At 64.8% G+C, this 24,459-nt stretch carries 26 protein-coding genes and 1 riboswitch; of the genes, 8 read left to right on the forward strand and 18 right to left on the reverse strand.

The window, feature by feature from the left end:
• The first annotated feature begins 56 nt into the window (after nucleotides 1-56).
• On the forward strand, nucleotides 57-1,469 hold the full coding sequence (gene tldD / locus FJ430_RS28020) for a metalloprotease TldD (RefSeq protein ID WP_140705324.1): 1,413 nt from the start codon (nucleotides 57-59) through the stop codon (nucleotides 1,467-1,469).
• A gap of 376 nt (nucleotides 1,470-1,845) precedes the next feature.
• Nucleotides 1,846-2,514 carry a transglutaminase-like cysteine peptidase gene (locus FJ430_RS28030; protein ID WP_181175355.1) on the forward strand — a complete coding sequence of 223 codons (669 nt, stop codon included), beginning with the start codon at nucleotides 1,846-1,848 and terminating at the stop codon, nucleotides 2,512-2,514.
• 42 nt (nucleotides 2,515-2,556) lie between these two features.
• On the opposite strand, the gene FJ430_RS28035 is transcribed toward FJ430_RS28030, so the two are convergent.
• Both FJ430_RS28035 and FJ430_RS28040 read right to left on the reverse strand, forming a co-directional pair.
• The gene (locus tag FJ430_RS28035) at nucleotides 2,557-3,798 is read right to left on the reverse strand and encodes a class I SAM-dependent RNA methyltransferase (protein ID WP_140705320.1); all 1,242 of its coding nucleotides are present in this window, start codon (nucleotides 3,796-3,798) and stop codon (nucleotides 2,557-2,559) included.
• Entirely contained in the window at nucleotides 3,795-4,568 is a 774-nt protein-coding gene (locus tag FJ430_RS28040; protein ID WP_140705318.1) for a TlyA family RNA methyltransferase, read from the reverse strand. Before FJ430_RS28040 ends, FJ430_RS28035 begins: the two co-directional genes overlap by 4 nt.
• Before the next feature lie 109 nt (nucleotides 4,569-4,677).
• Here FJ430_RS28040 and FJ430_RS28045 point away from each other — a divergent pair, with 109 nt between their 5' ends.
• Nucleotides 4,678-5,079 carry a GFA family protein gene (locus FJ430_RS28045; protein ID WP_140659145.1) on the forward strand — a complete coding sequence of 134 codons (402 nt, stop codon included), beginning with the start codon at nucleotides 4,678-4,680 and terminating at the stop codon, nucleotides 5,077-5,079.
• On the opposite strand, the gene FJ430_RS28050 is transcribed toward FJ430_RS28045, so the two are convergent.
• From FJ430_RS28050 to FJ430_RS28075, 6 genes are all read right to left on the reverse strand, one after another.
• A complete protein-coding gene (locus tag FJ430_RS28050; protein WP_140659144.1) occupies nucleotides 5,076-5,366 on the reverse strand; it encodes a hypothetical protein in 291 nt (96 codons plus the stop codon). The genes FJ430_RS28045 and FJ430_RS28050 overlap by 4 nt on opposite strands.
• Nucleotides 5,367-5,516: 150 nt before the next feature.
• Nucleotides 5,517-7,424 carry a 1-deoxy-D-xylulose-5-phosphate synthase gene (gene dxs / locus FJ430_RS28055; protein ID WP_140705316.1) on the reverse strand — a complete coding sequence of 636 codons (1,908 nt, stop codon included), beginning with the start codon at nucleotides 7,422-7,424 and terminating at the stop codon, nucleotides 5,517-5,519.
• A gap of 126 nt (nucleotides 7,425-7,550) precedes the next feature.
• A complete protein-coding gene (locus FJ430_RS28060; protein WP_140659142.1) occupies nucleotides 7,551-8,471 on the reverse strand; it encodes a pirin family protein in 921 nt (306 codons plus the stop codon).
• Between the two features lie 9 nt (nucleotides 8,472-8,480).
• On the reverse strand, nucleotides 8,481-8,747 hold the full coding sequence (locus FJ430_RS28065; RefSeq protein ID WP_140647268.1) for a DUF2277 domain-containing protein: 267 nt from the start codon (nucleotides 8,745-8,747) through the stop codon (nucleotides 8,481-8,483).
• A gap of 57 nt (nucleotides 8,748-8,804) precedes the next feature.
• Nucleotides 8,805-9,056, reverse strand: coding sequence for an exodeoxyribonuclease VII small subunit (locus tag FJ430_RS28070; RefSeq protein ID WP_140705314.1), 252 nt, complete (start codon nucleotides 9,054-9,056; stop codon nucleotides 8,805-8,807).
• Between the two features lie 3 nt (nucleotides 9,057-9,059).
• Nucleotides 9,060-9,986 carry a histone deacetylase family protein gene (locus FJ430_RS28075; RefSeq protein WP_140705312.1) on the reverse strand — a complete coding sequence of 309 codons (927 nt, stop codon included), beginning with the start codon at nucleotides 9,984-9,986 and terminating at the stop codon, nucleotides 9,060-9,062.
• A gap of 114 nt (nucleotides 9,987-10,100) precedes the next feature.
• Nucleotides 10,101-10,278, forward strand: a riboswitch (cobalamin riboswitch).
• Between the two features lie 42 nt (nucleotides 10,279-10,320).
• On the opposite strand from FJ430_RS28075, the gene bluB reads away from it, so the two are divergent.
• On the forward strand, nucleotides 10,321-11,052 hold the full coding sequence (gene bluB, locus FJ430_RS28080) for a 5,6-dimethylbenzimidazole synthase (protein WP_140705310.1): 732 nt from the start codon (nucleotides 10,321-10,323) through the stop codon (nucleotides 11,050-11,052).
• 103 nt (nucleotides 11,053-11,155) lie between these two features.
• Here bluB and FJ430_RS28085 read toward each other — a convergent pair whose 3' ends face one another.
• On the reverse strand, nucleotides 11,156-12,139 hold the full coding sequence (locus FJ430_RS28085) for a hypothetical protein (RefSeq protein WP_140705308.1): 984 nt from the start codon (nucleotides 12,137-12,139) through the stop codon (nucleotides 11,156-11,158).
• A gap of 218 nt (nucleotides 12,140-12,357) precedes the next feature.
• Entirely contained in the window at nucleotides 12,358-12,966 is a 609-nt protein-coding gene (locus FJ430_RS28090; RefSeq protein WP_140705306.1) for a TetR/AcrR family transcriptional regulator, read from the reverse strand.
• A gap of 120 nt (nucleotides 12,967-13,086) precedes the next feature.
• Here FJ430_RS28090 and FJ430_RS28095 point away from each other — a divergent pair, with 120 nt between their 5' ends.
• Nucleotides 13,087-14,307 (forward strand): MFS transporter, encoded by a 1,221-nt coding sequence (locus FJ430_RS28095; protein ID WP_140705303.1) that lies wholly within the window; start codon nucleotides 13,087-13,089, stop codon nucleotides 14,305-14,307.
• A gap of 212 nt (nucleotides 14,308-14,519) precedes the next feature.
• Here FJ430_RS28095 and ribB read toward each other — a convergent pair whose 3' ends face one another.
• Nucleotides 14,520-15,620 carry a 3,4-dihydroxy-2-butanone-4-phosphate synthase gene (ribB, locus tag FJ430_RS28100; protein WP_140705301.1) on the reverse strand — a complete coding sequence of 367 codons (1,101 nt, stop codon included), beginning with the start codon at nucleotides 15,618-15,620 and terminating at the stop codon, nucleotides 14,520-14,522.
• A gap of 70 nt (nucleotides 15,621-15,690) precedes the next feature.
• The gene (gene aroC, locus FJ430_RS28105) at nucleotides 15,691-16,806 is read right to left on the reverse strand and encodes a chorismate synthase (RefSeq protein WP_140705299.1); all 1,116 of its coding nucleotides are present in this window, start codon (nucleotides 16,804-16,806) and stop codon (nucleotides 15,691-15,693) included.
• A gap of 247 nt (nucleotides 16,807-17,053) precedes the next feature.
• Between aroC and FJ430_RS28110 the strand changes: the two genes are divergently transcribed.
• Nucleotides 17,054-17,317: a DUF1344 domain-containing protein gene (locus tag FJ430_RS28110; RefSeq protein WP_140705297.1), complete on the forward strand. Its 264-nt coding sequence runs from the start codon at nucleotides 17,054-17,056 to the stop codon at nucleotides 17,315-17,317.
• Between the two features lie 239 nt (nucleotides 17,318-17,556).
• On the opposite strand, the gene FJ430_RS28115 is transcribed toward FJ430_RS28110, so the two are convergent.
• The 4 genes from FJ430_RS28115 to FJ430_RS28130 form a co-directional block, all read right to left on the reverse strand.
• A complete protein-coding gene (locus tag FJ430_RS28115; RefSeq protein WP_140705295.1) occupies nucleotides 17,557-18,144 on the reverse strand; it encodes a histidine phosphatase family protein in 588 nt (195 codons plus the stop codon).
• Nucleotides 18,145-18,196: 52 nt separating this feature from the next.
• Complete coding sequence (gene fabI / locus FJ430_RS28120; RefSeq protein WP_140647257.1) at nucleotides 18,197-19,015, reverse strand: enoyl-ACP reductase FabI; 819 nt, start codon at nucleotides 19,013-19,015, stop codon at nucleotides 18,197-18,199.
• A gap of 108 nt (nucleotides 19,016-19,123) precedes the next feature.
• Nucleotides 19,124-20,050, reverse strand: a complete 927-nt coding sequence (locus FJ430_RS28125; protein WP_140705293.1) for a DnaJ C-terminal domain-containing protein — start codon at nucleotides 20,048-20,050, stop codon at nucleotides 19,124-19,126.
• Nucleotides 20,051-20,166: 116 nt separating this feature from the next.
• Complete coding sequence (locus FJ430_RS28130) at nucleotides 20,167-20,631, reverse strand: RT0821/Lpp0805 family surface protein (protein WP_140705291.1); 465 nt, start codon at nucleotides 20,629-20,631, stop codon at nucleotides 20,167-20,169.
• A 40-nt stretch (nucleotides 20,632-20,671) separates the two neighbouring features.
• Here FJ430_RS28130 and pdxH point away from each other — a divergent pair, with 40 nt between their 5' ends.
• Nucleotides 20,672-21,289 (forward strand): pyridoxamine 5'-phosphate oxidase, encoded by a 618-nt coding sequence (gene pdxH / locus FJ430_RS28135; protein ID WP_140705289.1) that lies wholly within the window; start codon nucleotides 20,672-20,674, stop codon nucleotides 21,287-21,289.
• A gap of 18 nt (nucleotides 21,290-21,307) precedes the next feature.
• Here pdxH and FJ430_RS28140 read toward each other — a convergent pair whose 3' ends face one another.
• Nucleotides 21,308-22,342, reverse strand: coding sequence for a LacI family DNA-binding transcriptional regulator (locus tag FJ430_RS28140; protein WP_140705287.1), 1,035 nt, complete (start codon nucleotides 22,340-22,342; stop codon nucleotides 21,308-21,310).
• Between the two features lie 95 nt (nucleotides 22,343-22,437).
• Between FJ430_RS28140 and FJ430_RS28145 the strand changes: the two genes are divergently transcribed.
• Nucleotides 22,438-23,631 carry a phytanoyl-CoA dioxygenase family protein gene (locus FJ430_RS28145; RefSeq protein WP_140705285.1) on the forward strand — a complete coding sequence of 398 codons (1,194 nt, stop codon included), beginning with the start codon at nucleotides 22,438-22,440 and terminating at the stop codon, nucleotides 23,629-23,631.
• A 54-nt stretch (nucleotides 23,632-23,685) separates the two neighbouring features.
• Here FJ430_RS28145 and FJ430_RS28150 read toward each other — a convergent pair whose 3' ends face one another.
• Nucleotides 23,686-24,438 carry a crotonase/enoyl-CoA hydratase family protein gene (locus FJ430_RS28150; protein WP_140705282.1) on the reverse strand — a complete coding sequence of 251 codons (753 nt, stop codon included), beginning with the start codon at nucleotides 24,436-24,438 and terminating at the stop codon, nucleotides 23,686-23,688.
• Nucleotides 24,439-24,459: the final 21 nt, after the last annotated feature.

Below are 24,459 nucleotides of genomic sequence, written 5' to 3' on the forward strand. Positions count from 1 at the left end.
CGGCGGCTTCGCGCCTACATGCCGAGGAACGATTTGTTTCCAAGAATGGATTTGCCATGAACAGCCTGATCGGCCAATTCGACATTTCCGACGATCGCGTCAAGGAGATCGTCGCCGAGACCGTCAAGGGCGCCGACGACGGCGAGTTGTTCCTCGAATACAGCGAAAGCGAAGCGCTGATGTTCGACAACGGCCGGCTGAAGACGGCCAATTTCAACACCGACCAGGGATTCGGCCTGCGCGCCGTGGCAGGCGAGGCCAGCGGCTATGCGCATTCCAGCGATCTCTCCGAAGCCTCGCTGCTGCGCGCGGCCGACGCCGTCTCGGCGGTCAAGGGCGGCTATTCCGGCACATTGGCCGGAGCGCCCGCCCGCACCAACCGCCACCTCTATGGCGACGAGAACCCGATCCCCTCGCCTTCCTTCGAGGCCAAGGCCAAGCTGTTGCAGGAGATCGACGGCTGGCTACGCGCAAAGGATGCGCGCGTGCGCCAGGTGACGGCCTCGCTCGCCGCCTCGTGGCAGCATGTCGAGATCGTGCGCGGCGACGGACAGATCGTGCGCGACATCCGCCCGCTGGTCCGGATCAATGTTTCCGTCGTGGTCGGCGATGGCGACCGGCAGGAGAGCGGCTCCTACGGCATGGGCGGCCGCAAGAGTTTCGGCGAGTTCGTCAGCGAGGAGAGCTGGAAGCATGCGGCAAACGAGGCGCTGCGGCAGGCACTGGTCAATCTGGAAGCGGTCCCAGCGCCGGCGGGCACCTTCGACATCGTGCTCTCCAGCGGCTGGCCGGGGGTGATGCTGCACGAGGCGGTCGGCCACGGGCTCGAAGGCGACTTCAACCGCAAGAAGACATCGGCCTTCGCCGGCCTGATGGGTAGCCAAGTGGCGGCGAAAGGCGTCACGGTGGTCGATGACGGCACCATCCCCGAGCGGCGCGGCTCGCTCACCGTCGACGACGAAGGAACGCCGTCGGCGCGCAACGTCTTGATCGAGGACGGCAAACTGGTCGGCTATATGCAGGACCGCCAGAACGCGCGGCTGATGGGCATGAAGGCGACGGGCAACGGCCGACGCGAGGGCTATGCGCACCAGCCGATGCCGCGCATGACCAACACCTACATGACCGCGGGCGACATGCAGCCGGAGGAGATCATCGCCTCGGTCAAGAACGGCATTTACGCCGTCTCCTTCGGCGGCGGCCAGGTCGACATCACGTCGGGCAAGTTCGTGTTCGGCTGCACCGAGGCCTACATGATCGAGAACGGCAAGGTGACGCAGCCGATCAAGGGCGCGATGCTGATCGGCAACGGGCCGGACGCCATGCACCGCGTCAGCATGATCGGCAACGACCTGAAGCTCGACAGCGGCATCGGCATGTGCGGCAAGGCCGGACAGGGCGTGCCGGTCGGGGTCGGCCAGCCGCATCTGCGGATGAACCAGATGACGGTGGGCGGGACGAGGGTTTGAGGGGTTGGCGCCGTTCCGGTAGAATCGTCTGCCAAAGACATTTCACTCGAGCGTGTAGCCATCATATCCAAATCCGAGAACGCGCCAGAGGGCGTTGATTTGAAACCGGTGCCGGCCTTTGCACCGATGCGGCCGCAGGACGTGTTTGGAATCCTACAGCGTGCTGGCGGGCCAAAAACACTTGAAGATATGGACGCGAGCGTACTCGCCGAAGCGCGGCAGTGCCACGCTCGGATTGATGCCAACTCCGGAAGAGGGGCAGCCTCTGCCTTACGCCAGACACAATCGTGTTAGGACATTATTAATTGTTTAATTGGCGGGGCGGGCGTTTGCGCATTAGCTTCTCGCCAGTCTTCTCGTTGCGGTGGTGTCGGCAATGCAGCGTTCCCCTGGTGTCCTGACCTCTTCCCTCCTCCTTGGTTTTGTTTCGTTGATAGGTGCGACTTCGCTGCAAATAGGCCCTGCAGCGGCGCAGTCGTCGCTGTTCAAGCTAACGACGACACGACCTGCTGCGAGCTACGCCACGGTCGGCGCAAGCACCAGCGTCCCCTACGGCTGGCTCGATTTCTGCCATCGCCGGCCGAAAGAGTGCAAGGTGCGCGCTTTGCCTGCCACGAGCGTCAAGCTGACCGCGCAGAACATGAGCATCCTCAAGCAGATCAACCAGAAGGCGAACCGCTCCATCAAGCCCGTCAGCAATTACGACCACTGGGGCACGATGATGGACCACTGGGACTATCCGGTGGACGGCAAGGGCGATTGCAAGATCTACGCGCTCTACAAGCGCAAGCTTCTCCAGGAAGCGGGATTTCCCCGGCAGGCGCTGCTGATGACGGTGGTGCGCGACCTTCACGATGAGGGCCACACCATCCTGACGGTGAAGACCGACAAGGGCGATCTCGTCCTGGACAATCTGGTCGACGAGATCCGCCCCTGGAACGCCACCGGCTATTATTTCCTGAAACGGCAGTCGCAGCAGAACCCGAACAGCTGGGTTTCGATCAACCAGCGCGGCGGCACGGCGAAACGTTTTCCGAGCTCGTAAGGCAAGTCGCCATTTGAGTGAAGTCAGCTGCAACCGGCAAGGCTATCTACGCCGCTTCGGCTTCTCCAAAAGCGCCACGGCCTCGACATGCGGCGACCACAGAAACTGGTCGATTGGGCTGACACTCTTCAGCGTGTAGCCGCCATCGAGAAGAATCCGCAAATCCCGCGCCAGCGTCACCGGATTGCAGGAGACGGCGGCGACCAGCGGCACGTCGGAACGGGCGATCTGCTTCGACTGGTCCTCGGCGCCGGCGCGCGGCGGATCGAAGACCACTCCGTCGAAAGCGTTCAGTTCCTTGAAGGTCAGCGGCCGGCGGAAAAGGTCGCGGCGTTCGCTGGTCACCCGCTTCAGGCCACCGGCGAAACGAAAGGCGCGGTCGAGTGCGGCGAGCGCCGGCGCATCGCCTTCGACGGCATGGACCTCCGACTTCACGCCAAGCCGCAGCGCGAAGCTGCCGCAACCGGCAAACAGGTCCGCGACTTTCCTGGCGCGCGACAGGTGCTGGCCGACAAGGTCCGCCATCGCCTGCTCGGCGGCTTCCGTCGCCTGCAGGAAGGCGCCGGGCGGCAGGGCGACGGCGACGGATCCGAACTGCACCACCGGCTTCTTCGGTTCGACGACGATCTCGCCGTCGACGGAAAGCCGCGCCAGGCCCTCGGCCATGACGAAATTCGACGCGATGCGGCGCTGGTGGTCGCCGAGCTTGCCGGCATCATGGACGGCAATGTCGAGGCCCGAAGCCGTGACGGTCACCGTCATATGGAACGCTTTCGGCGTGGCGCAGACCAATCCGGCCAGAGCACGCAATTTATCGAGCGCCGAAACAATCGCCGGCAGCGAGATCGGGCATTCGTCGATCGGGATGATCTCGGAGGACAGGGCGCGCACGAAGCCGAGCAGCATGCCGGCATCGGTGCGCCTGGCGCTGAAGGTGACGCGGCGGCGGGTGTGCGGCGCGCACGGCACCAGCGCAGCGATCTCGCAAGCTATGCCCTTGGCCTTCAGCGCCTGCACGACCTTCTCGCGCTTCCATTGCCGGTAGGCTTCGGCTTCGAAATGCTGCAGCGCGCAGCCGCCGCATTCGGTGAAATGACGGCAGGCGGGATCGATCCTGAGCGGCGAGGCTTCCAACACCGACATCAACGTAGCGCGATCCCTCTGGCGCGCGGCCGTGACGGTTTCGCCTGGCAGCGTGAAGGGGATGAAGACCTCGCCGCCCTCGGCGTTGGCGATGCCGTCGCCTTGCGACCCCAGCCTGGCGATGGTGAAGCGTGTGCTCATCGCGACCCCGCATCCTTTATGGCGGCGAGCAGGAACTCGCGGTTGCCGTCGCCGCCTTCGATCGGCGACGGGTGCAGCCCGAGCACCCGCCAGCCGGGAATGCCGGCAAGCCAATCAGCCAAGCTGACAGCAATGCGCTCAGCGTCTTCTGGCTGCCTGAGCAGGCCGCCCTTGCCGATGGCCTCGCGCCCGGCCTCGAATTGCGGCTTGACCAGAAGAATTGCCCTGGCGCCCTCGCCCGCCAATTGCAGCGCCGGCGGCAGCGCCAGCTTCAGCGAAATGAAGCTGACGTCGCAGACCAGGAAAGCGGGAACGCGGCCGCCGAGATCGGCCGCCGTCAGGTCGCGGGCGTTCAGCCCTTCGATCACCGTCACACGCGGGTTACCGACAATGTCGGGATGCATCTGGCCGTGGCCGACATCGATCGCCGTGACATGCGCCGCGCCGCGCTCGAGCAGCACCTGGGTGAAGCCGCCGGTCGAGGCGCCGATATCGAGCGCCTCGCTGCCGGAAGGATCGAGGCCGAAACGATCGAGGCCGGCGATCAGCTTCAGCGCGGCGCGCGACACATAGGCCTGCGCCGGATCATCGATGGCTATCAGGCAGTCCGGCGCGACAGGCTGGCCGGGCTTGCGGGCAACGATGCCGTCAACCGTTACCGTGCCGCGCTCGATCGCGTCGCGGGCACGCGAGCGGCTGGCGAACAGGCCGCGCTCGACGAGCAATTCGTCGAGCCGCTGGCGCTGGCTGGCTGGCAAAGGGGAACTCATCGGCCTTCATTGGCGAAAGCCGGGCGCGAACGCAATGGGTTTGAATATCGGGCGACAGGCTGCAGAATGTGGACAGGAACGGGCCGTTCGTCAGTCGGTGGAGGTGGCGATGCTGAAGGGTACCTGTCATTGCGGCGCGGTCCATTGGACGCTGGAAGGAGATCCCGGCGGAATCACCGCCTGCAACTGCACGCTTTGCCGCCGCTACGGCACGCTCTGGGCCTATGACTATGTCGACGAGCGCATTCGCGTCGCCGGGCCGGTGAAATCCTATACGCGCGCCGGGGTGGCCGAACCTTCGCTGGAGATCCTGTTCTGTCCGACCTGCGCCTGCGTCGTCGCCTGGCGCGGCCTGCGTTCCGGCAAGAGCGGCCGCACGCGCATCGCCGTCAATGTCAGGCTGGCGCCGCCCGAGGACGTCGCCGACCTGCCGATCGACCATTTCGACGGCCTCGATACCTATGACGACCTGCCGCGCGACGGCCGCTGCGTGCGCGATATGTGGTTCTAAAATACGGTTCGCGAAACCCGGCGCTCGACGGCCGGCGTCAGGCCATCATTGCCGGAAGCTTCCCTGCGCGACGGCTCGACCGGCGCCGGCACAGCCGGCGTCGTCGCTTCCGGCACCATGACGAGTTGAGGAACCTGCCTGTAGGAGAAGGCGCCGCGGATGTTGCCCATCTTGCCGGCGACGATATCCAGCACCGCCTTTTCAAGGTTGCGGTCGTAACGCGTTTCGGCTGTCGCCGGCGCGGCCATGCCCGCCAAAAGCGCCATGCCGCACAGAAGCGTTTTCATTTTTGTTATCTCCCTGCCTGGCTCGAGCTTCTAGCAGGGCGCCGTTGAAAATCGGCCAATAGACAGGGTAAGCGAACCGCCAAACGGGAGCGTTAACAGATGGTTACATCCGGAAGCCGGCAAAACGATTCAGGGTCTTGAAGTCCTGATTCAGGCACGCTGCGCCTGAACGCCACGGCCGAGCGTCGCGAAGACCGTGCGCACGATACCCACCGAATCCAGGCCGGCATCGGCATACATCTTTTCGGGTTTCGCGTGGTCGGTGAACGCGTCCGGCAGTACCAGCGGGCGCACCTTGAGGCCGCTTTCCAGCAGGCCTTCGTGGGCAAGGAAGTGCAGCACCTGGCTGGCGAAGCCGCCGATGGCGCCCTCTTCGACAGTCACCAGCACCTCATGCGAACGGGCGAGCCGCCGGATGAGATCCTCGTCCAGCGGCTTGGCGAAGCGGGCGTCGGCAACCGTGGTGGAGAGACCAGCCGCGCCGAGCTCCTCAGCGGCCAGAAGGCAATCCTGCAGCCGCGTGCCGAAGGAAAGCAGGGCGACCTTGGTCCCTTCCTTGAGAATACGACCCTTGCCGATTTCGAGCAGCGAGCCGCGCTCCGGCATGTCGACGCCGACGCCGTTGCCGCGCGGATAGCGGAAGGCGATCGGGCCGTCATCATAGGACGCCGCGGTGCGCACCATATGGCGCAGTTCCGCCTCATCGGCGGCGGCCATGACGACGAAGCCCGGCAGCGCAGCGAGGAAGGTGGTGTCGAAAGCGCCGCAATGGGTGGCGCCGTCGGCGCCGACGAAACCGGCGCGGTCGATGGGAAAGCGCACCGGCAATTTCTGGATCGCAACGTCGTGGACGACCTGGTCGTAGGCGCGCTGCAGGAAGGTGGAATAGATGGCGGCGAAGGGCTTGTAGCCTTCGGTGGCCAGCCCGGCGGCGAAGGTCACCGCATGCTGCTCGGCGATGCCGACATCGAAGGTCCGCAGCGGAAATATCTCGCCGAACAGGTCGAGGCCGGTGCCGCTCGGCATGGCGGCGGTGATGGCGACGATACGGTCGTCCTCACGCGCTTCCTGGATCAGGCTTTCGGCGAACACCTTGGTGTAGGCGGGGGCGTTGGCCGGCGCCTTGGCCTGCGCGCCGGTGATGACGTCGAACTTGTTGACGCCGTGATATTTGTCGGCCGCGGCCTCCGCCGGCGCGTAGCCCTTGCCCTTCTGGGTCACGACATGGACCAGAACCGGGCCTTTGCCGTTGTCGCGCACGTTCTTCAGCACCGGGATCAGATGTTCGAGATTGTGCCCGTCGATGGGGCCGATGTGATAGAAGCCGAGTTCTTCGAACAGGGTGCCGCCGGTGACGTAGCCGCGCGCATGCTCGACCGCCCGGGTGATGGCGCGGTCGGCGCGCTTGCCGAGATAGGATGTCAGCTTCTTGCCGAAATCGCGCAGGCCGAGATAGGCCTTGCCGGAGGCGAGCCTGGCCAGATAGGCGCTCATGGCGCCGGTCGGCGGCGCGATCGACATGTCGTTGTCGTTGAGAATGACGATCAGCCGGGCATCGAGCGCGCCGGCATTGTTCAGGGCCTCGAAGGCCATGCCGGCCGACATCGAGCCGTCGCCGATGACGGAAATCACATTGTTGCGGCCGCCCGACAGGTCGCGCGCCATGGCCATGCCGAGGCCGGCCGAGATCGAGGTCGAGGAATGCGCGGCGCCGAACGGGTCGTATTCGCTCTCGGCGCGCCGGGTGAAACCGGAGAGGCCGCCCTCCTGGCGCAGCGTGCGGATGCGGTCGCGGCGGCCGGTCAGGATCTTGTGCGGATAGGCCTGGTGGCCGACGTCCCAGATCAGCCGGTCTGCCGGGGTGTTGAAGACATAATGCAGGGCGACCGTCAGCTCGACGACGCCGAGCCCGGCGCCGAGGTGGCCGCCCGTCTGCGAGACGGCGTCGATGAGCTCGGCGCGCAGTTCCGCGGCAAATTGCGGCAGCGCGGCCTCATCGAGCGTCCGCAAATCCGCCGGAATGCGGACCTTGTCGAGCAGCGGCGTGTCTGGCTTCACTCGGGCGCGTCCTGCCTTATCGATCGAACACGGCGCTATCAGCAGATTGCGCCATAATCATGCGCGGAATAGGCCGCCGGCGGGCGAATGTAAATGCGCGTCAGTGACGCGCCGACGACGCCTATCCTAACCTTCGGGCAACGGGATGAACTCTTCCTCATCGCCGGGAACGATATCGAAGCGGCCTGTCTTCCATTCCTGCTTGGCCTGCTCGATGCGTTCCTTCGAGGACGAGACGAAATTCCACCAGATGTAGCGCTTGGAGCCCAGCGAAGCGCCGCCGAACAGCATGAAATGCGCGCCGCGCTCGGAGGAAACGATGATCTCCTCGCCCGGCTTGAACACGAGGAGCCGCTCGGCCGGGAAAATATCGCCGGCGATCGAGACGTCGCCTTCCAACGTGTAGATGGCGCGCTCCTCGGCATCGGCCGGGATCTTCACGCTCGCGCCCGCCGCCAGCCTGAGATCGGCGTAAAGCGTGTCCGAAGCGGTCGCCACGGGCGAGCGCAGGCCTGAGAATTCGCCGATGACGACGCGGCCGCTGACGCCCTCGGCATCGATCTGCGGCAAGCGGGCCACCGACGTGTTCGCGAACACCGGGGCAATCTCCTCCTTGCCGTCGGGCAGCGCCAGCCAGGTCTGCAGGCCGGAGACCGACATCGGCGCGCCGCGCAACTCCTCCGGCGTGCGCTCGGAATGGACGATACCGCGCCCGGCTGTCATCAAATTCACGTCGCCCGGCGCGATCACCATTTCGGTGCCGAGCGAATCGCGATGCCTGATCTTGCCGTCGAACAGGTAGGTGACGGTGGAGAGGCCGATATGCGGATGCGGACGCACGTCGAGCGCATGGCCGGCGCGCAGGATCGCTGGCCCCATGCGGTCGAAGAAGATGAACGGCCCGACCAGACGGCGCTTCGCCGTCGGCAGGGCGCGGCGCACCTCGAAGCCGCCAATGTCCTTGGCGTTGGGGACGACCATCAGCTCGATCTGGTCGCAGGCGAAGGCATCGCCCGGTTCAGGATCGTTTCCCGGAAAGAAGCTCATGTCGGATCCTCAGGCGAAACGCAGCGCCGACCTGGCCTTCGCCTTGGCAGCTTCTTCCTCGCGGTTGCGCGGTTCCTGGTTGGTTTCGAGCGAATCGATCAATTCGCGCGCGACAGCTGTGATCGCCTCGACCGCATGGTGGAAGGCATGTTCGTTGCGCTTGGAGGGCTTGGTCGAGCCGCTCAGCTTGCGCACGAATTGCAGCGCTGCGTCATGCACTTCGTCATTGGTCGCCGGCGGCTCGAAATTGGCCAGGGTCTTGATGTTGCGGCACATAGCTTGAACTCCTTACCTGCTTTCTTTGCCCACCGTCGTCCAAATTACTCTGCGTCGTTACTCTGCGTCGAGCGGCTCCGTTCCTACCGGCTTGCCGTCGCGCGACAGCCTGATCTTCTCGACCTTGTCCTCGGCCGCTTTCAGCAGCCGGTCACAATGCGCCTTCAGCGCTTCGCCGCGCTCATAGATCTTGATCGACTGGTCGAGCGGGACGTCGCCGCGCTCAAGATCATCGACGATCTTCTCCAGAGCGTCTAGCGCCTGTTCGAAGCTCATCGCCTTGACGTCCTCATTGTCTTCCAATGCCATACCCTATCCCTTCATCAGCCGCCCGACATGGGCGGCGACTGAAAATGCCAGTCCCTGCAGATCGTAGCCGCCTTCCAGCAAGCTGACGAGCCTGTTGGAGCTGTGGCGTCCGGCGCGCTCCATCAATTGCCCGGTCGCCCAGTCGAAATCGTCCTCGGTCAGGTTGATCTCGGCCAGCGGATCGCGGTGGTGCGCGTCGAAGCCGGCTGAAATGATGATCAGGTCCGGCGCAAACGCATCGATGGAGGGCAGCACGCGCGACAGGAAGGCGTCGCGGAACAGGTCGCTGCCGGTCTGCGGCGCGAGCGGCGCGTTGATGATATTGCCGGCGCCGGTTTCACTTTTCGCTCCGGTACCGGGATAAAGCGGCATCTGGTGCGTCGAGCAATAGAGAACCGACGGGTCGTCCCAAAAAATGTCCTGTGTGCCGTTGCCGTGGTGGACGTCCCAGTCGACGATGGCGACGCGCTCGGCCTGATGCTTCTTCTGCGCGTAGCGGGCGGCGATCGCGGCCGTGTTGAACAGGCAGAAGCCCATCGCGGTGGTCTTTTCGGCGTGGTGACCCGGCGGACGGGCGGCGACGAAGACGTTGGCGGCACGGCCCTCGAAGACGTCGTCTACCGCCGCGTTGGCGCCGCCGATCGCCGTCACCACGGCCTGCCAGCTTTTCGGGCTGGCGCTGGTATCGGCGTCGATCGAGACGATGCCGTTCTCAGGGATCGCCGCGCGCACGCGCTCGACGAAATCCTCGGGATGCGCATAGAGGATCGTTTTCTCATCGCCTTCGGGCGCCTTGACGCGGTCGAGCGCCGAAAAAGCCTCGTCGTCGAGCACGCGTTCGATGGCGCGCAGGCGGTCGGGCCGCTCGGGATGGCCGGGCGGCGTGAGGTGTTCCAGAAAGATCGGGTGCGTGTAGAGACGGGTGGCCATGGCGCCTAATCTAGGCACCGGCGGCGCGGATGACCATGTTTGAAAGCCGAATGGCTGGGGAAAATTGCGCCAGCCCGTGTCGCTGGCGCCATTGGCGCGGCGCAAGCTTCGCGGTAAGGTTCTTCGCTGCCTGGTGCCCGCGACGCGGGAGAATCGGGAACACGGTTGAACTCCGTGGCGTGCCCAACGCTGTGAGGGGGACCGCGCCGGCAAAGCCACTGTCGATGACGGGAAGGCGCCGGATGCGGGAGGATCCCGAGCCAGAAGACCGGCCCGGCAGACATGGTTTTCCGCTTGGTCAGGCGGGGGACTGCTTGTCGCAAGGGGAAAAGCGATGACGGCAGCAGCGATCGCCGCGAGCGGCGACGACTTTGACCAATTGGCGCGCGACGCGGTCTATCGGGCGATGTTCACCAGGCGTGACGTGCGCAGCCATTTTGTCCCCGACGACCTCGATGACAGCGTGTTGGCGCGGCTCATCACCGCCGCGCATCATGCGCCGTCGGTCGGCTACATGCAGCCGTGGAACTTCATCGTCATCCGCGATCCAGGCAGGCGTCAGCAGGTGCGCGACCTGTTCCTCGCCGCGCGCGAGCAGGAGCTGCCGGCGATCGAGGCGGAACGGCAGGCGCTTTACCGCAAGCTGAAGCTCGAGGGCATCTGCGAAAGCGCGCTCAATCTGTGCATCACCTGCGACCGGCAGCGGTCGAAGGACTCGCCGCTCGGGCGTTGGCATAATCCGGAGATGGATCTCTACAGCACCGTCTGCGCGGTGCAGAATTTCTGGCTGGCGGCGCGTGCCGAAGGTGTCGGCGTCGGCTGGGTAAGCATCATCGAGATCGAAGCGCTGAGGCGGCTTCTCGCAATCCCCGAACATGTCACGCCGATCGCCTATCTCTGCGTGGGCCGCGTCTCAGCCTTCGCGCCGAAGCCCGATCTCGAGGCCCATGGCTGGGGCAAGCGCCTGCCGCTGCCGGAGTTGGTGATGAGCGAGACTTTCCGCGGCGCCGGCGAGGCGCCGCTCAAATCGGCGATCGCAAGGCTAATGCATGTCGCGCAAAAGTGACCTCGGTTTTGCGACAACGACATGCATCAAGCAACGACCTAAAAGCGCGTCGCGTGAATCCGTTTCGACGCGACGCGCTTTAGGCGGTCCTTCGAAATCCTGATCAAGCGGCCCGGGGCGTATCCCAGCGCGAGCCGCCGCCGAAGGAGCCCAGCGCCTTGTCGCGCAGTTCCCTGAACTTGGACGAGGCCTCGGCCAGCCGGTGGTCCCATTCGGGATTGGGCACCTGGCCCTCGATGGCTTCGAAATAGACCTGCATCAGCGATGCAATGGCGAAGGGCTCGATGAAGGCCGCCTTGAAGGCCCAGGCAAAGACGATGGCCAGCACGAAAGCCCAGCCGGCAAGCTGACCCGGCATGACCCAGAGGATCGCCGCGGCGGGCGCCAGCATCAACAGGAAGATGACGAAGGACACGCCCCACATGATCGCCGCCAGCCAGACGGCGTTCTTGACCATGTGCTTGCCGTTCTGGGCGTAGAGGACGACGCCTTGCCTGGCCGTCTCGAAGGGCGAGTTCGAATTGATGCGGATGTTGTAGCCGAGGATGATCTCGTCGACATAGGTCAGCGAGATACGGATGATGGTGTTGATGAAGCTGACGATGCCGCTCAGGCCCGGGATCGGCAGGAAGGCGGCTATGCCGCCGATCAGGCCGGTGATGGCGCGGATGGCGCCCTTGACCAGTTGGTCGACGACGAAAAGGATGTTGGCCTCGGCGAAACGCTGGGTGACCACTTCCTTGGCATAGGCGATCTGGTTCTGGCCGTCAGGGACATCGTGGCCGTCGATCAGATGCACCATGACGGCGATATGGCCCGCCTTCAGCACGTAGAGGATGTATTCGCGGATCCAGTAGACGGCGATCGACACGACGCCGAAGCCGACCACGCCGCCCCAGAGCGCGAAGGACATCGGCCCGTCGGGATCGGTCGAGATGTGGCCGACGCCGTAGCCGACGCTGGCCCCCGTCCCAGTCGCCATGATGTAGGCAACCGTGATGCCGAAATAGACGATCATGCGAAAGACGATGAACGGCCATGTCCGCATCATGATGGACACCGACCTGGCGATGCTGAAGTCCCACATGCCCCGACTCTCCACACCCCCGCGCATGATCCCGAAAATCGGAATGGATTTTCGGAGAAGAGTCATGCGCTGAATCAAAGTTTTTACAGCGTCCTTTGCGCGTTCAAAGAACGCGCGGCGCTGTAAGAGTTGGCGGTGGAGGATGCGCTCGCCCCATTGATTGTCAATCGCGGCGGGGTTGCGTCGGCCGGAAAGCGGTGCACAACCCGGTGGCTTGGTTACCCAAGCGTGCCGTCAACCCTCTTGCGCAAGCCTTCGAGCAGTTGCTTGAACGCCGCGATCGCCTTCTTCGACGTCGCTTCGGGATCCTTCGAATTGGCGATGCGCTGCGCGGCCTGGCTGCTGGCGCCATTGATCAGCCGTGAGGTCGTCTCGGGATCAAGCTCTGGAACGACCACCCCCTCGTCCTGCAGCTTCGTCAGATGGTCGGTCATCGAGGCGATGCAAGCGCTGGCATTCGGCCACTGCGCCGGGTCGCCGAGCACCGCCGGACCGTCGCGGAACATGATGCGCTGGATTTCCGGCTCCAGCGCCATTTCGATATAGCTGGTGCATTCATCGACGAAATGCTGCCAGCGGGTCGGCGCCTTCGAAGCCGCCTCGTTCACCCGCTCGGCCATTTCGCCGTCGATCTCGGCGATCACCGCCTGCAGCAGCCCCTTCTTGTCGCCGAAATGATGGTAGAGCGCGCCGCGCGTCAGGCCGGCCGACGCGGTGAAATCGTCCATCGAGGCCTCGGCGTAGCCGACCGTGCCGAAGGCGTGGCGGGCGGCCGCGATCAGCTTGGCGCGCGTTTCGGCGATCATCTCCTTGCGCGGTCTGTACATGGCTCTGGCCCTACTAACATACGCCTCGTATGCCAATTGACATACGCAGCGTATGAACTATCTCACATTCATACGCAGCGCATGTAGTTTTAGTATGCGCTCTTGTCGAGGAGCAGGATCATGCGAAACCCCTATGCGGACATCTTTCGGGCTCCCGGCACGAAAGGCTTTGCCGCGGCCGCCTTCATCGCGCGGCTGCCGATCGCCATGGCGCCGATCGGCATCGTGGCGATGCTCTCGCAGACGCATGGCGAATACTGGCTGGCCGGGGCGGTCTCGGCGACCTACGCCCTTGTGAATGCTGTTTTGTCACCGCAGATCTCGCGATGGGTGGATCAGCTTGGCCAAACCGCGATTGCCCTGCCGACCACGCTTGTCTCGGTGCTTGCCTTCACGACATTGATCGTGGCGGCCAACCAGCACTGGCCGGCCTGGACCCTGTTCGGGTCGGCGCTGCTTGCCGCCGCCATGCCCAACATCCCGGCGCTGGTCAGGGCTCGCTGGACCGAGATTTTTCGCGATCGTCCCGAGTTGAGCACCGCCTTCGCGTTCGAATCGGCTGCGGACGAATTGGTCTATGTCGCCGGAGCCTCGCTGTCAGTGGGCTTGAGCGCAGCGCTGTTTCCCGAAGCCGGCATGGTGGTCAGCACGTTGCTGCTCGCGCTCGGTTCGGCGGCATTCCTGCTGCAGCGCTCGTCCGAGCCACCGGTACGTCCGGCGGAACATGGCGCGGCCGGTTCGGCGATCCGCCTGCGGCCGGTGCAGATCATCACCTTCGCGCTGATCTTCGTCGGCGCGACCTTCGCCACCACGGAAGTCACCACCGTCGCCATCACCAAGGCGCTCGGCCAGCCCGAGGCTGCAAGCCTCGTCATCGGCGTCTATGCGCTTGGATCCTTCGTGCTCGGCATCATCGTCGGCGCGCTCAGCCTGAAGGCGCCGCTGCAGCGGCAACTCGTGGTCGCGGTCACGGTGATCGCGCTCACCACGCTGCCATTGCTTTTCGCCGACACGGTGCCGACGTTGGCGCTGGCGGTCTTCGTCAGCGGCGTCGCGATCTCGCCGACCTTCATCACAGCCTTCGGCCTGATCGAGCGCCACGTGCCGCCGGCAATGCTCACCGAAGGCGTCACCTGGATAACCACCGGCATCGGCATCGGCATGGCGCTGGGCTCCTTCGCCGCCGGCTGGATGGTCGACAATTTCGGTCCGCAGAACGGGTTCTGGGTGTCGGTGGCGGCCGGGGCGATCGCGCTGGCCACGGTGCTTGCCGGGCAGTGCCGGCTGGCGACGGGCGATTGCGATGCGGACAGGGGCGAAGCGGCGGTGCCTGCGGAGTGACGATTATTCGGCCGTCCGATCATCATCGCAGACGTTGGAAGTTAGCCGAGACCTACGCGACTTCGTCATCCACGGTCGGAGCGACTCGAAGCGGGATAGACCCGAGATGACGACGTCGCGGAGGCCCCGGCCAATCGCCTCCGCCGCGGAGGCTTCGGTCAATCAGCAACGCCGGCGGGGCTGCCGCCAGGACCTTCGGCGCCCCCGGCAGCCTAAAGAATCTCGGTCTTGGCGATGTGGATGCCAAAGCCTTCGAGGCCGACATAGTGGCGCTCGCGAGAGGCGATCAGGTTGATCGAGGAGATGCCGAGGTCCTTGAGGATCTGGGCGCCGAGGCCGATCTCGCGCCATTCGTTCTCGCGGCGGCGCGCTTCTTCATGATCTTCGCGCTCGCCGCTCGCGGGACGCTTGCGCTCCTGATGGGCGACGCCGACCGAGCCCTCGCGCAGATAGACGATGACGCCGCGCCTGCGCTCGCCCATCGCCTTCATGATGTCGTCGAGGCGATGGCTGGTGCCGAAGACGTCGGTGACGACATCTTCCGAATGCAGGCGCACCGGCACATCCTCGCCGTCGCGGATGTCGCCGAAGACGACCGCGACATGGTGCATGGAATCCCAGGGCAGCGTGTAGGTGAAGACCTGCGCCTTGCCGCCGGGCGTGTCGATGTCGGAGCAGGCGACGCGCTCGACCAGCGTTTCCTTGCGCTGGCGGTAGGCGATGAGGTCTGCGACCGAGACCTGCTTCAGGCCATGCTGTTCCGCGAAGGCCTGCACCTCAGGGCCGCGCTTGACCGTGCCGTCGTCGTTGACCAGTTCGGAGATGACACCGACGGGGGGCAGGCCGGCAAGCTTGCAGAGGTCGACCGCGGCCTCGGTGTGGCCGGAGCGCATCAAGACACCGCCTTCGCGCGCGATCAGCGGGAAGATGTGGCCGGGACGCACGAAATCGGACGGGCCGACATTGCCGTTGGCAAGGTTGCGCACGGTCAACGTGCGGTCGTCGGCGGAAATGCCGGTCGTGGTGCCGTGCTTGAAATCGACGCTGACCGTGAATGCGGTGGTGTGGGCGGAGTCGTTGTCCGCCACCATCGGCGCGAGGTTCAGCCGCCTGGCATCGTCACGCAGCATCGGCGTGCAGACGATGCCGGAGGTGTTGCGGACGATGAAGGCCATCTTCTCCGGCGTGCAGTGGACGGCGGCGACGATCAGATCGCCTTCGTTCTCGCGCCCGTCATCGTCCATGACGACGACGATCTCGCCGCGCTCGAAGGCGCGGATCGCTTCGACGATCTTCTTCTGGTCGTATGGCATAAGTGCTCGCTTCGCTCGCAGGAATTAGGCAGTAGGCAGTAGAAAACGGCTGTGTCGGGCGGTCTACTGCCTAATCCCTACTGCCTACTGCCTTCCCTGTCTGTCCTCTGTGCCGCAGATAATGATCGGCGACCGCGCAGGCAACCATGGCCTCGCCGATCGGCACGGCGCGGATGCCGACGCAAGGGTCGTGGCGGCCCTTGGTCATCACCTCGACATCCTTGCCGTCCTTGTCGATCGACTGGCGCGGGGTCAGGATCGACGAGGTCGGCTTGACGGCGAAGCGGGCGACGATCGCCTGTCCGGTCGAAATGCCGCCCAGGATGCCGCCAGCATTGTTGGATAAAAACACCGGCTTGCCGTCATTGCCCATGCGCATCTCGTCGGCGTTCTGTTCGCCGGTGATGCGGGCCGCCTCGAAGCCGTTGCCGATCTCGACGCCCTTGACGGCGTTGATCGACATCAGGCCCGACGCGATGTCCTGGTCGAGCTTGGCGTAGATCGGCGCGCCGAGGCCCGGCGGCACGCCATCGGCGACGATCTCGATCACCGCGCCGACCGAGGAGCCGGCCTTGCGGATGCCGTCGAGATACCGGGTGAAGACAGGCACCGAAGCAGGATCGGGTGTGAAGAACGGGTTTTCGGCATCGCCTACGAAATTCCAGTTCCAGTTGGCGCGGTCGATCGATTTCTCGCCCATCGAGACCAGCGCGCCGCGCACCATCATGCCGGGAACTATCCTGCGCGCCAAGGCGCCCGCCGCCACTCTGGCCGCCGTCTCGCGCGCCGAGGAACGGCCGCCGCCGCGGTGATCGCGCAGACCGTATTTGACGTCGTAGGTGTAGTCGGCATGGCCCGGCCGGTACTGGCGGGCGATCTCGCCATAGTCCTTGGAACGCTGGTCGACATTCTCGATCAGCATCGAAACCGGCGTGCCTGTGGTGATCATCGTCTCGCCGTCCTCGTCGAGGATGAAGCCGGACAGGATCTTGACCTCGTCCGGCTCGCGGCGCTGGGTGACGAAGCGCGACTGTCCAGGGCGGCGGCGGTCGAGCTCGGCCTGGATATCCTCGCGCTTGAAGCGAATGCCAGGCGGGCAGCCATCGACAACGCAGCCGAGCGCGGCGCCGTGGCTTTCACCCCAGGTGGTGACGCGGAAGAGATGGCCGAATGTGTTATGAGACATGGAAAACGCCCTGCCCGGCGGCGGAGCCGGCAACCTGAAGTGGTGCAGCATCCCCTGCGCATCTAAAAGCACGCGCGGCGCTGCCGGCTTGCCTTCTATTGGCGTTTTCCACAGTGGTCAAACGGCTGCATCAAACTGTGATCTGGCGGATTTAGTTTTGACACATTCGGTTGGTTTCTGCTCTCTTCCCATCCGCCGTTGAGGATCCGCCGCTGACCAGCCGGCGCAATGACCAAAGAGGACGACGATGCGTACCCTGATTGGCGCCGCCTGCGCCATGTTGCTGATTTCCACCGCCGTCGCGTTCGCCGGCCAGACCGAAGGCCTGATCAAGAAGGTCGACAAGGACACGCTGACGCTGACGCTTGACGACGGCAAGGCCTACAAGCTCAACGCCGAGACCGATATCGACTCGCTGAAGCCCGGCATGGACATCGTCATCGCCTATGACGTGACCAATGGCGAGAATGTCGTGACGGACATGCAGTTGCCGGACAGCGACCAGAATTAGCTTTCGAGTTGGAGGCTGAAGCGTCCGTGTTTCGTCATTCTAGGGCGAAGCAAGGAGCGTAGCGACGCGCGCAGACCCTAGAATCCATTCCGTTACGTCGACGCTTTGCAGCGGTGCAGAACGAGTTTTCTTCTGCACCGTTTTTCCCATTTGACCTAGGTCGCGGCATGGATTCCAGGGTCTCCGCGACGGAGCTTCGCTCCTGCTTCGCCCTAGAATGACGAGCAGAGGCGTCTTCCTCACAACCACTCCAAGCTCCGGCCTTCCAGTCGCAGCAGTCGGTCCTGCGGCACCTCGAGGCCGGCGGCTTCTTGCTTGGAAAGGCCGGCGACGAAGCGGAAGAAGCAGCGGATGACGCCGCCGTGGGTGACGCAGACGGTGGGCTGCCGAAGTTCGGCGAACCATGGCTTTATCCGCTCCAGCAGCATTTCGTAACTTTCGGCGCCCTCGCCGGGCGGCTGGAAGTCCCACTTGGCGTGGCGGCGGCCGTCGGTTGAACCGGGGGCGCGTTCCTCGAGCTCGGCGAAGGTAAAACTCTGCCAGTCGCCGAAGCTTATCTCCACCAGGCGCGCATCGGTGCGGTAGGCGGAAGGATCGAGCCCCATCACTTCGCGCATCAGCTCCATCGTCTCGCGGGTGCGCCGCATCGGGCTGGCGACGAAGTCGAAATCCGCAGGATTTCTGACGAGCTCCGCCAGCCGCTGGCCGTTGAGCCTCGCCTGCTCGCGGCCAAAGTCGTTGATGTCGGTGTCGGCCTGGCCCTGCAGGCGGTGTTCGGCATTCCACTCGGTCTGGCCGTGGCGCGCGATGTAGACGAGCGGATACATCAGGTCTTCCGTAGGTCGGGCCAGGGCCTGGACGGATGATAAGCGGAGGCGATCAGTCCTTGACGGTCGAGATATCCGGCGCGTCGACCGCCTTCATGCCGACGACATGGTAGCCGGAATCGACATGATGGACCTCGCCGGTCACGCCGCGCGACAGATCCGACAGGAAGTAGACGCCGGAATCGCCGACCTCTTCCTGCGTCACCGTCTGCTTGAGCGGCGAATTGTACTCGTTCCACTTCAGGATATAGCGGAAGTCGCCGATGCCGGAGGCGGCCAGCGTCTTGATCGGACCGGCCGAGATCGCGTTGACGCGGATCTTCTTGGCGCCGAGGTCGACGGCTAGATAGCGTACGCTCGCTTCGAGCGCCGCCTTGGCGACGCCCATGACGTTGTAGTGCGGCATCACCTTCTCGGCGCCGTAATAGGTCAGCGTCAGCAGCGAACCGCCATCGGTCATCAGCGGCTCGGCGCGCTTGGCGATGGTGGTGAAGGAATAGACCGAAATGTCCATGGTGCGCAGGAAATTGTCGCGCGTCGTCTCGACATAGCGGCCGGTCAGCTCGTCCTTGTCGGAGAAGGCGATGGCATGGACGAGGAAGTCGAGCTTGCCCCAATGCCCGGCGATGTCGGCAAAGACGGCGTCAAGGCTTTCCGGGTCGGTCACGTCGCAATGGCCCGCGACATGCGCGTTGAGCTCGGCCGCGAGCGGCTCGACGCGCTTCTTGAAGGCCTCGCCCTGATAGGTCAGCGCAATCTCGGCGCCATGATCGACGCACGCCTTGGCGATGCCGAAAGCGATCGACCGATTGTTGGCGACGCCCAGGATAAGGCCCCGCTTACCGGCCATCAGGCCCTGTCCACCTGCCATGTGCAAGCTCTCCGCAAGAATATCTGCTTTGTGGAGAGCCCTATCGCACAGGCACAAGGCCCCTTCAAGCGCCCAAAAGACACTGCAACAGGAACAAAATTCCGCCGATCAGCCTTTTTGACGGCGCATAAGGGCCTCAAGCTCGGCATCGCCGCCTTCCGGCAGCATCAGCCGCACATGGGCATAAAGATCGCCATGGCCGCCGGCCTTTTCCGGCAGGCCCCTGCCCTTGAGGCGCAGCACCTTGTCGGAACTCGACCATGCCGGAACGTTGACCGCGAGCTTGCCGGTCGGCGTCTCGACCGCCACCTTGGCGCCGAGCACGGCGTCGGCCAGATCGACAGGCAGATCGACATGCAGGTCGCGCCCTTCGATGCGGTAGCGGGCGTGGCGGCGGATGTGGATCTTGACCAGCGCGTCGCCCGGCTGGCCCGGGCCCTGCTCGCCCTGGCCCTTCAGACGAATCGTCTGGCCGTCCTCGACATAGGCTGGCAGCTTGACCGCCACCTTGCGGCCGTCCGGAAACATCGCCGTCACCTTATCGGCGCTGGCTGCCTCCTCGATGCTGATGTCCATGGTGACGTTGAGGTCGGCCGCCTGGACCGGCTGGCGGCGATCGCCCCGGCCGGCGCCGCGGGCGCCGGAAAAGGCATCGCCGAATATCTGGCTGAAGATGTCGCTGTTGCCGTCGAACGGATCGCCGCCCGGGCGCCCGGTGCGGAATTCGAAATGCGCGCCGCCCGGGCCCTGCTGACGGCGGAAACCGGCGAACGGGTCGCCGCCGGCCGCGCCTTCAAAACCCTGGAATTTCGGCTTGCCGTCGGCGTCGATCTCGCCGCGATCGTAGGCGGCGCGCGTCTTCTCGTCGCCGACGATCTCGTAAGCCTGGTTGGCGGCCGCAAAACGGTCCTTCGCCTTGGGATCATTCGGATTCTGGTCCGGATGATGCTTCTTGGCGAGCTTGCGATAAGCCGATTTTATGTCCTTGGCCGATGCGTTCTTGGCAACGCCCAGCACCTCATAGGGGTCGCGCATGCTTCCTGCCTGCAAGAGAGATTGAATTCACGGGTCGCCCCCTATATGCGCTCGCATAGGAAGAAATTCCAGTGCCGCAAGGGGAATTGGCGCCCGAAAATCAGAGCGCCCGAAAATCAGAGCGCCTTGAACTCCTGCATGCGCCAGCCGCCGGCGCCGGCCAGGCACAGTTCGCCCTTGTAGAGGGCAACGCCGTCGAAACTCTCGCGCGTGGCGCTGAAACGGCGACAGGTCAGGCCGCCATCCTTCAGTTCCAGCAATTCGGTGATGGCGCCGCGCGAGCCGGTGTCGGCATTGGCCCATGGCACGGACTGGCCGCCCAGTTCCTTGATGTCGGCGGAGGAAACGGCGTTGCCGATGGTGGTCTGGTCGGAGTCCTTGTCGGCCGCCGCAGGAGCCGCGGGCGAGGACGGCGCGCTGGAGGTGATGATCGAGCGATCGACCTCCGCCTTTTCCAGGCTGAACCCGCCGGCGCCGCAGGCGGCAAGAGGAAGCGCCAACGTCAACAGCGCAGCCTTGGCACTGGCCGAAGCGATAACGCTCCATTGCCCGCTGTCAAAAGCTTGCGCGATACGCGACAATCGGCGAACTCCTCCCGCAATATTAAAAATTTGGAAAACTATGAACGAAACCGAGTTAACAAGCAGTGACTTCACAGAGGCTGCGGAGCCGTTCCGGCTCTTTGCCGCATGGCTGGAGGACGCAACCAAAAGCGAGATCAACGACGCCAACGGCGTCGCCCTGGCAACCGTCGATGCCGACGGCATGCCGGATGTGCGGATGGTGCTGCTCAAGGGGTTCGACGAAAAGGGGTTTGTCTTCTACACGAATTTCGAGAGCGCCAAGGGCCGCGAGATTCTTGGCAGCATGAAGGCGGCGATGTGCTTCCACTGGAAATCGCTGCGCCGCCAGGTGCGTATACGCGGGCGGGTGGAGATCGTCAGCGACGCCGAGGCCGACGCCTATTATGCGACCAGGCCGCGCGGCAGCCGCATCGGCGCCTGGGCCTCGAAACAGTCGCGGCCGCTGGAGGGCCGCTTCGCGCTGGAGAAGGCGGTGGCCGAATACACGGCGCGCTACGCCATCGGCGAGATCCCGCGGCCGAAACACTGGTCGGGCTTCCGCATCCTGCCGCAAACGATCGAGTTCTGGCACGACCGCCCGTTCCGCCTGCATGACCGGGTCGTCTTTTCGCGCAACGCGCAAGGCGGTTGGGACAAGGTCAGGCTTTATCCCTGAAGCACTGTGGCATTGCCCCTATGTGTTGCCAGCCGCCTGCGGCACATTGAAGGGCGTGATGATCTGGATGTTGGCCATGCCCGAGACCGGCGATTTCGGCAGCAAACCATGCGCGCGCATGACATGCAGGCAGGCGTTTCGCATGTCGTGGCCGAGATCGTGATGCAGCACGGCGCTGACACGTCCGGCGCGTAGGAGCGCGAGATTGTCGGCGTCGAGGTCATGGCCGACAAAGGCGCGGCACGTGCGGCCGAGCGCGGCGAAGGCTTCGACGATGGCACGGTTGCCGCCGCCGATCGAATAGACGCCGGCAATGTCGGGGTTAGCCCGCAAGGCCGCGAGCGCGAGCATGCCGGTGTTGCGGTCGAGGCCATGGCCCTCGCTGACCTCGATGATGCCGAGCGCCGGATAGCGCTCGCGAAGCGCTTGCCGGAAGCCTATCTCGCGCTCCTCCTCGCCGCGAAACCGGTTGCTGCTGATGGTGACGAGGATGCGCGCCGGTCCGCCGCCAAGCCACTCGCCGAGAAGATAGGCCGCGGTCTCGCCGGCCGCCCGGTTGTCCATGCCGACATAGGCCTGCCGACCCGTGTCGGGAAGATCCGTTACCAGCGTGACGACGGGGATGCCGGCGGTGACCAGCCCGGCCGTCGCGCCCCTCACCTCCGCGACATCGGGCGCCTTGAGGAACACGCCGTTGCTGCCGCGCCGCCGCAAGGCCTCGATGATCGCGACCGTGTCGCCGACGCCGCGCGTCTCGGCGACATGGTAGCGCGCGCGAAAGATCACCGGCTGCAGCGACGGCATCGCCTGCTCCAGCCCCTGCCGCACCGCCTCGCTGAAGCGCGACGGCGCTTCCATGACGACGTCGAGGACAAGCTTGCGGCCGGAAAGGCCGATCTGGGCGCGCTGCTTTTCAAGCTCGCCGATAGCCTGCCTGACCCGCCGTACGGTGTGCTCGCGCACGCCCGGCCTCTCGTTGAGGACGCGGTCGACCGTCGCCAGGCTGAGCCCGGCCTGGAGAGCGATATCCTTGACGAGAAAGGGGCGAGACATCTTCTGAGGTGTTTTTGAGGTGTTTTGGAGGCAACCGGCGCCGCAGATTGCGGTATACGGCAACGACAACCGGGATCGCAACAGGAGGATACGTCATGAAGGCCGACAACCCAGCCAAGGCCAGGTCCGAACGGGTCTGGCTGACCAAGGACCAGTGCGACATCGAAGGCTTCCGGGCGATCGTCGAGCAAGCGACCAAGCTCGCCGACTACCCCTTCGCCGCCGGCGTCGAAAAGAACGTGCTCGTCTATGACGGCGATGCTGTCCGCAAGGCGGCGGCCGAGCCCGAGACACGCAAGGCGCTGCTGGCGGAGTGGGTCGAGGCGATGACCAGCGGGCCTGGCGTCGTGGCCTTCAAGAAAGCGTTCGCCGACACGGCGCCGATCAATAGGGCGACCAGGCTTTTCAACGAGATGATCGCCGAGCAGCACGCCATCGGGACCGGCGGCGGCGACCATTTCGCCAAGCCGGGCGCCAATGATCGCATCTGGAATGCGCTGGAGAAATTCTGCCTGCGCGATCCGCAAGCCTTCGCCGCCTATTACGGCAACGACATCATCGCATTGATCTCGGAAGCCTGGCTCGGGCCGGCCTATCAGATGACCTCGCAGATCAACTGCGTTAATCCCGGAGGCGCCGCGCAATCGGCGCATCGAGACTATCATCTGGGCTTCCAGACCCCCGAAGTGATCGAGCGCTATCCGGTGCATGTGCACTCCATCTCGCCGGTGCTGACGCTGCAGGGGGCCGTCGCCCATTGCGATATGCCGCTGGAGAGCGGCCCGACGCTCTACCTCCCGTACTCGCAGGCCTATCTGCCCGGATATCTCGCCACCGGCCTGCCGGAGTTCAAGGCGTATTTCGCCGAGCATCACGTGCAGCTTGCGTTGGAAAAGGGCGATGCCGCTTTCTTCAACCCGGCGCTGTTCCATGCCGCCGGCAACAACCGCTCCGCCGACATCCGGCGCATGGCCAATCTGCTCCAGGTGTCTTCGGGTTACGGCCGCGCGATGGAGAGCGTGGACCGCACCAGGATGAGCCGCGCGCTCTATCCCGCGATCCAGACGATGCTGGCAGAAGGCGCGATCTCGAAGGCAGCGGCCGCCAACGCCATCGCCTCGACGGCGGAGGGCTATTCCTTCCCGACCAATCTCGATCGCGATCCGCCGATCGGCGGGCTGGCGCCGGAAACGCAGCAGGCGCTGCTTCACCGCGCGCTCGAGGCCGGCTGGACACCGGAGGCTTTCGGCAAGGCGCTGGACGAACAGGCGGCCAAGAAGCTAACGTGACAAGTCCGCGGGCGTCCGCCACAGAGGGCGCCCCTTTCCGGATGGGCTTCGCGCCTATCCCTTCTTGCGGGTCATGAAGGCAGTCAGCGCGGCGCGCGCCTCCTCGGATGTCAGCCGCTCGCGGAAATGCTCGCTCTCGACCTTGATGCGGGCGATCAATTCCTCGCGCGGCTCGCGCATCAGGTCGCGCGCGATCTTCAGCGCCTGCGGCGGCTTGGCGGCGATGTCGCCGGCGGCGGCCAGCACCGCGCCTTCCAGCGCGTCTTCCGCGACGACGTCGTAGATCAGACCGGCCGCCTTGGCGCGCTCGGCCGAAAAGCCTTCGCCGAGGCCGAGCAGCGCGAAGGCGCCCTGCCGGCCGAGGAGTTGTGGCGCGATCAGGCTGGAGCCGGCCTCAGGCACAAGGCCGAGATCGACGAAGGGCGTGCGGAACAGCGTGCGCGGCGTAGCGAAGGTCAGATCGCAATGCAGGTTGAGCGTGGTGCCGATGCCCACCGCAATGCCGTCGACGCCCGACACCATCGGCTTCTCGGCCTTGGCCAGCGCCATCAGGAAATCCCAGACCTCGTTGCCGCCCTCGCCGCCAGTGGCGATGACCAGGAAATCGGCGAGGTCGTTGCCGGCGGAAAAGGCGCCCGGAACGCCGAGGAACACATGCACGCGGACCGCCGGATCGGCATCGCCTTCGGCAAGCGCGGTCGACATCTTCGCATACATGGCGCGCGTCAGCGCGTTCTTCTTGTCCGGGCGGTTGATGCGGATGATCTGCACGGCGCCCTGGCGCTCGACGAGAATATGGTCGGTCACTATCGGTTCCTTCGAGTATCG

The sequence above is a fragment of the Mesorhizobium sp. B2-8-5 genome, from assembly GCF_006440675.2.
Classification (GTDB): domain Bacteria; phylum Pseudomonadota; class Alphaproteobacteria; order Rhizobiales; family Rhizobiaceae; genus Mesorhizobium.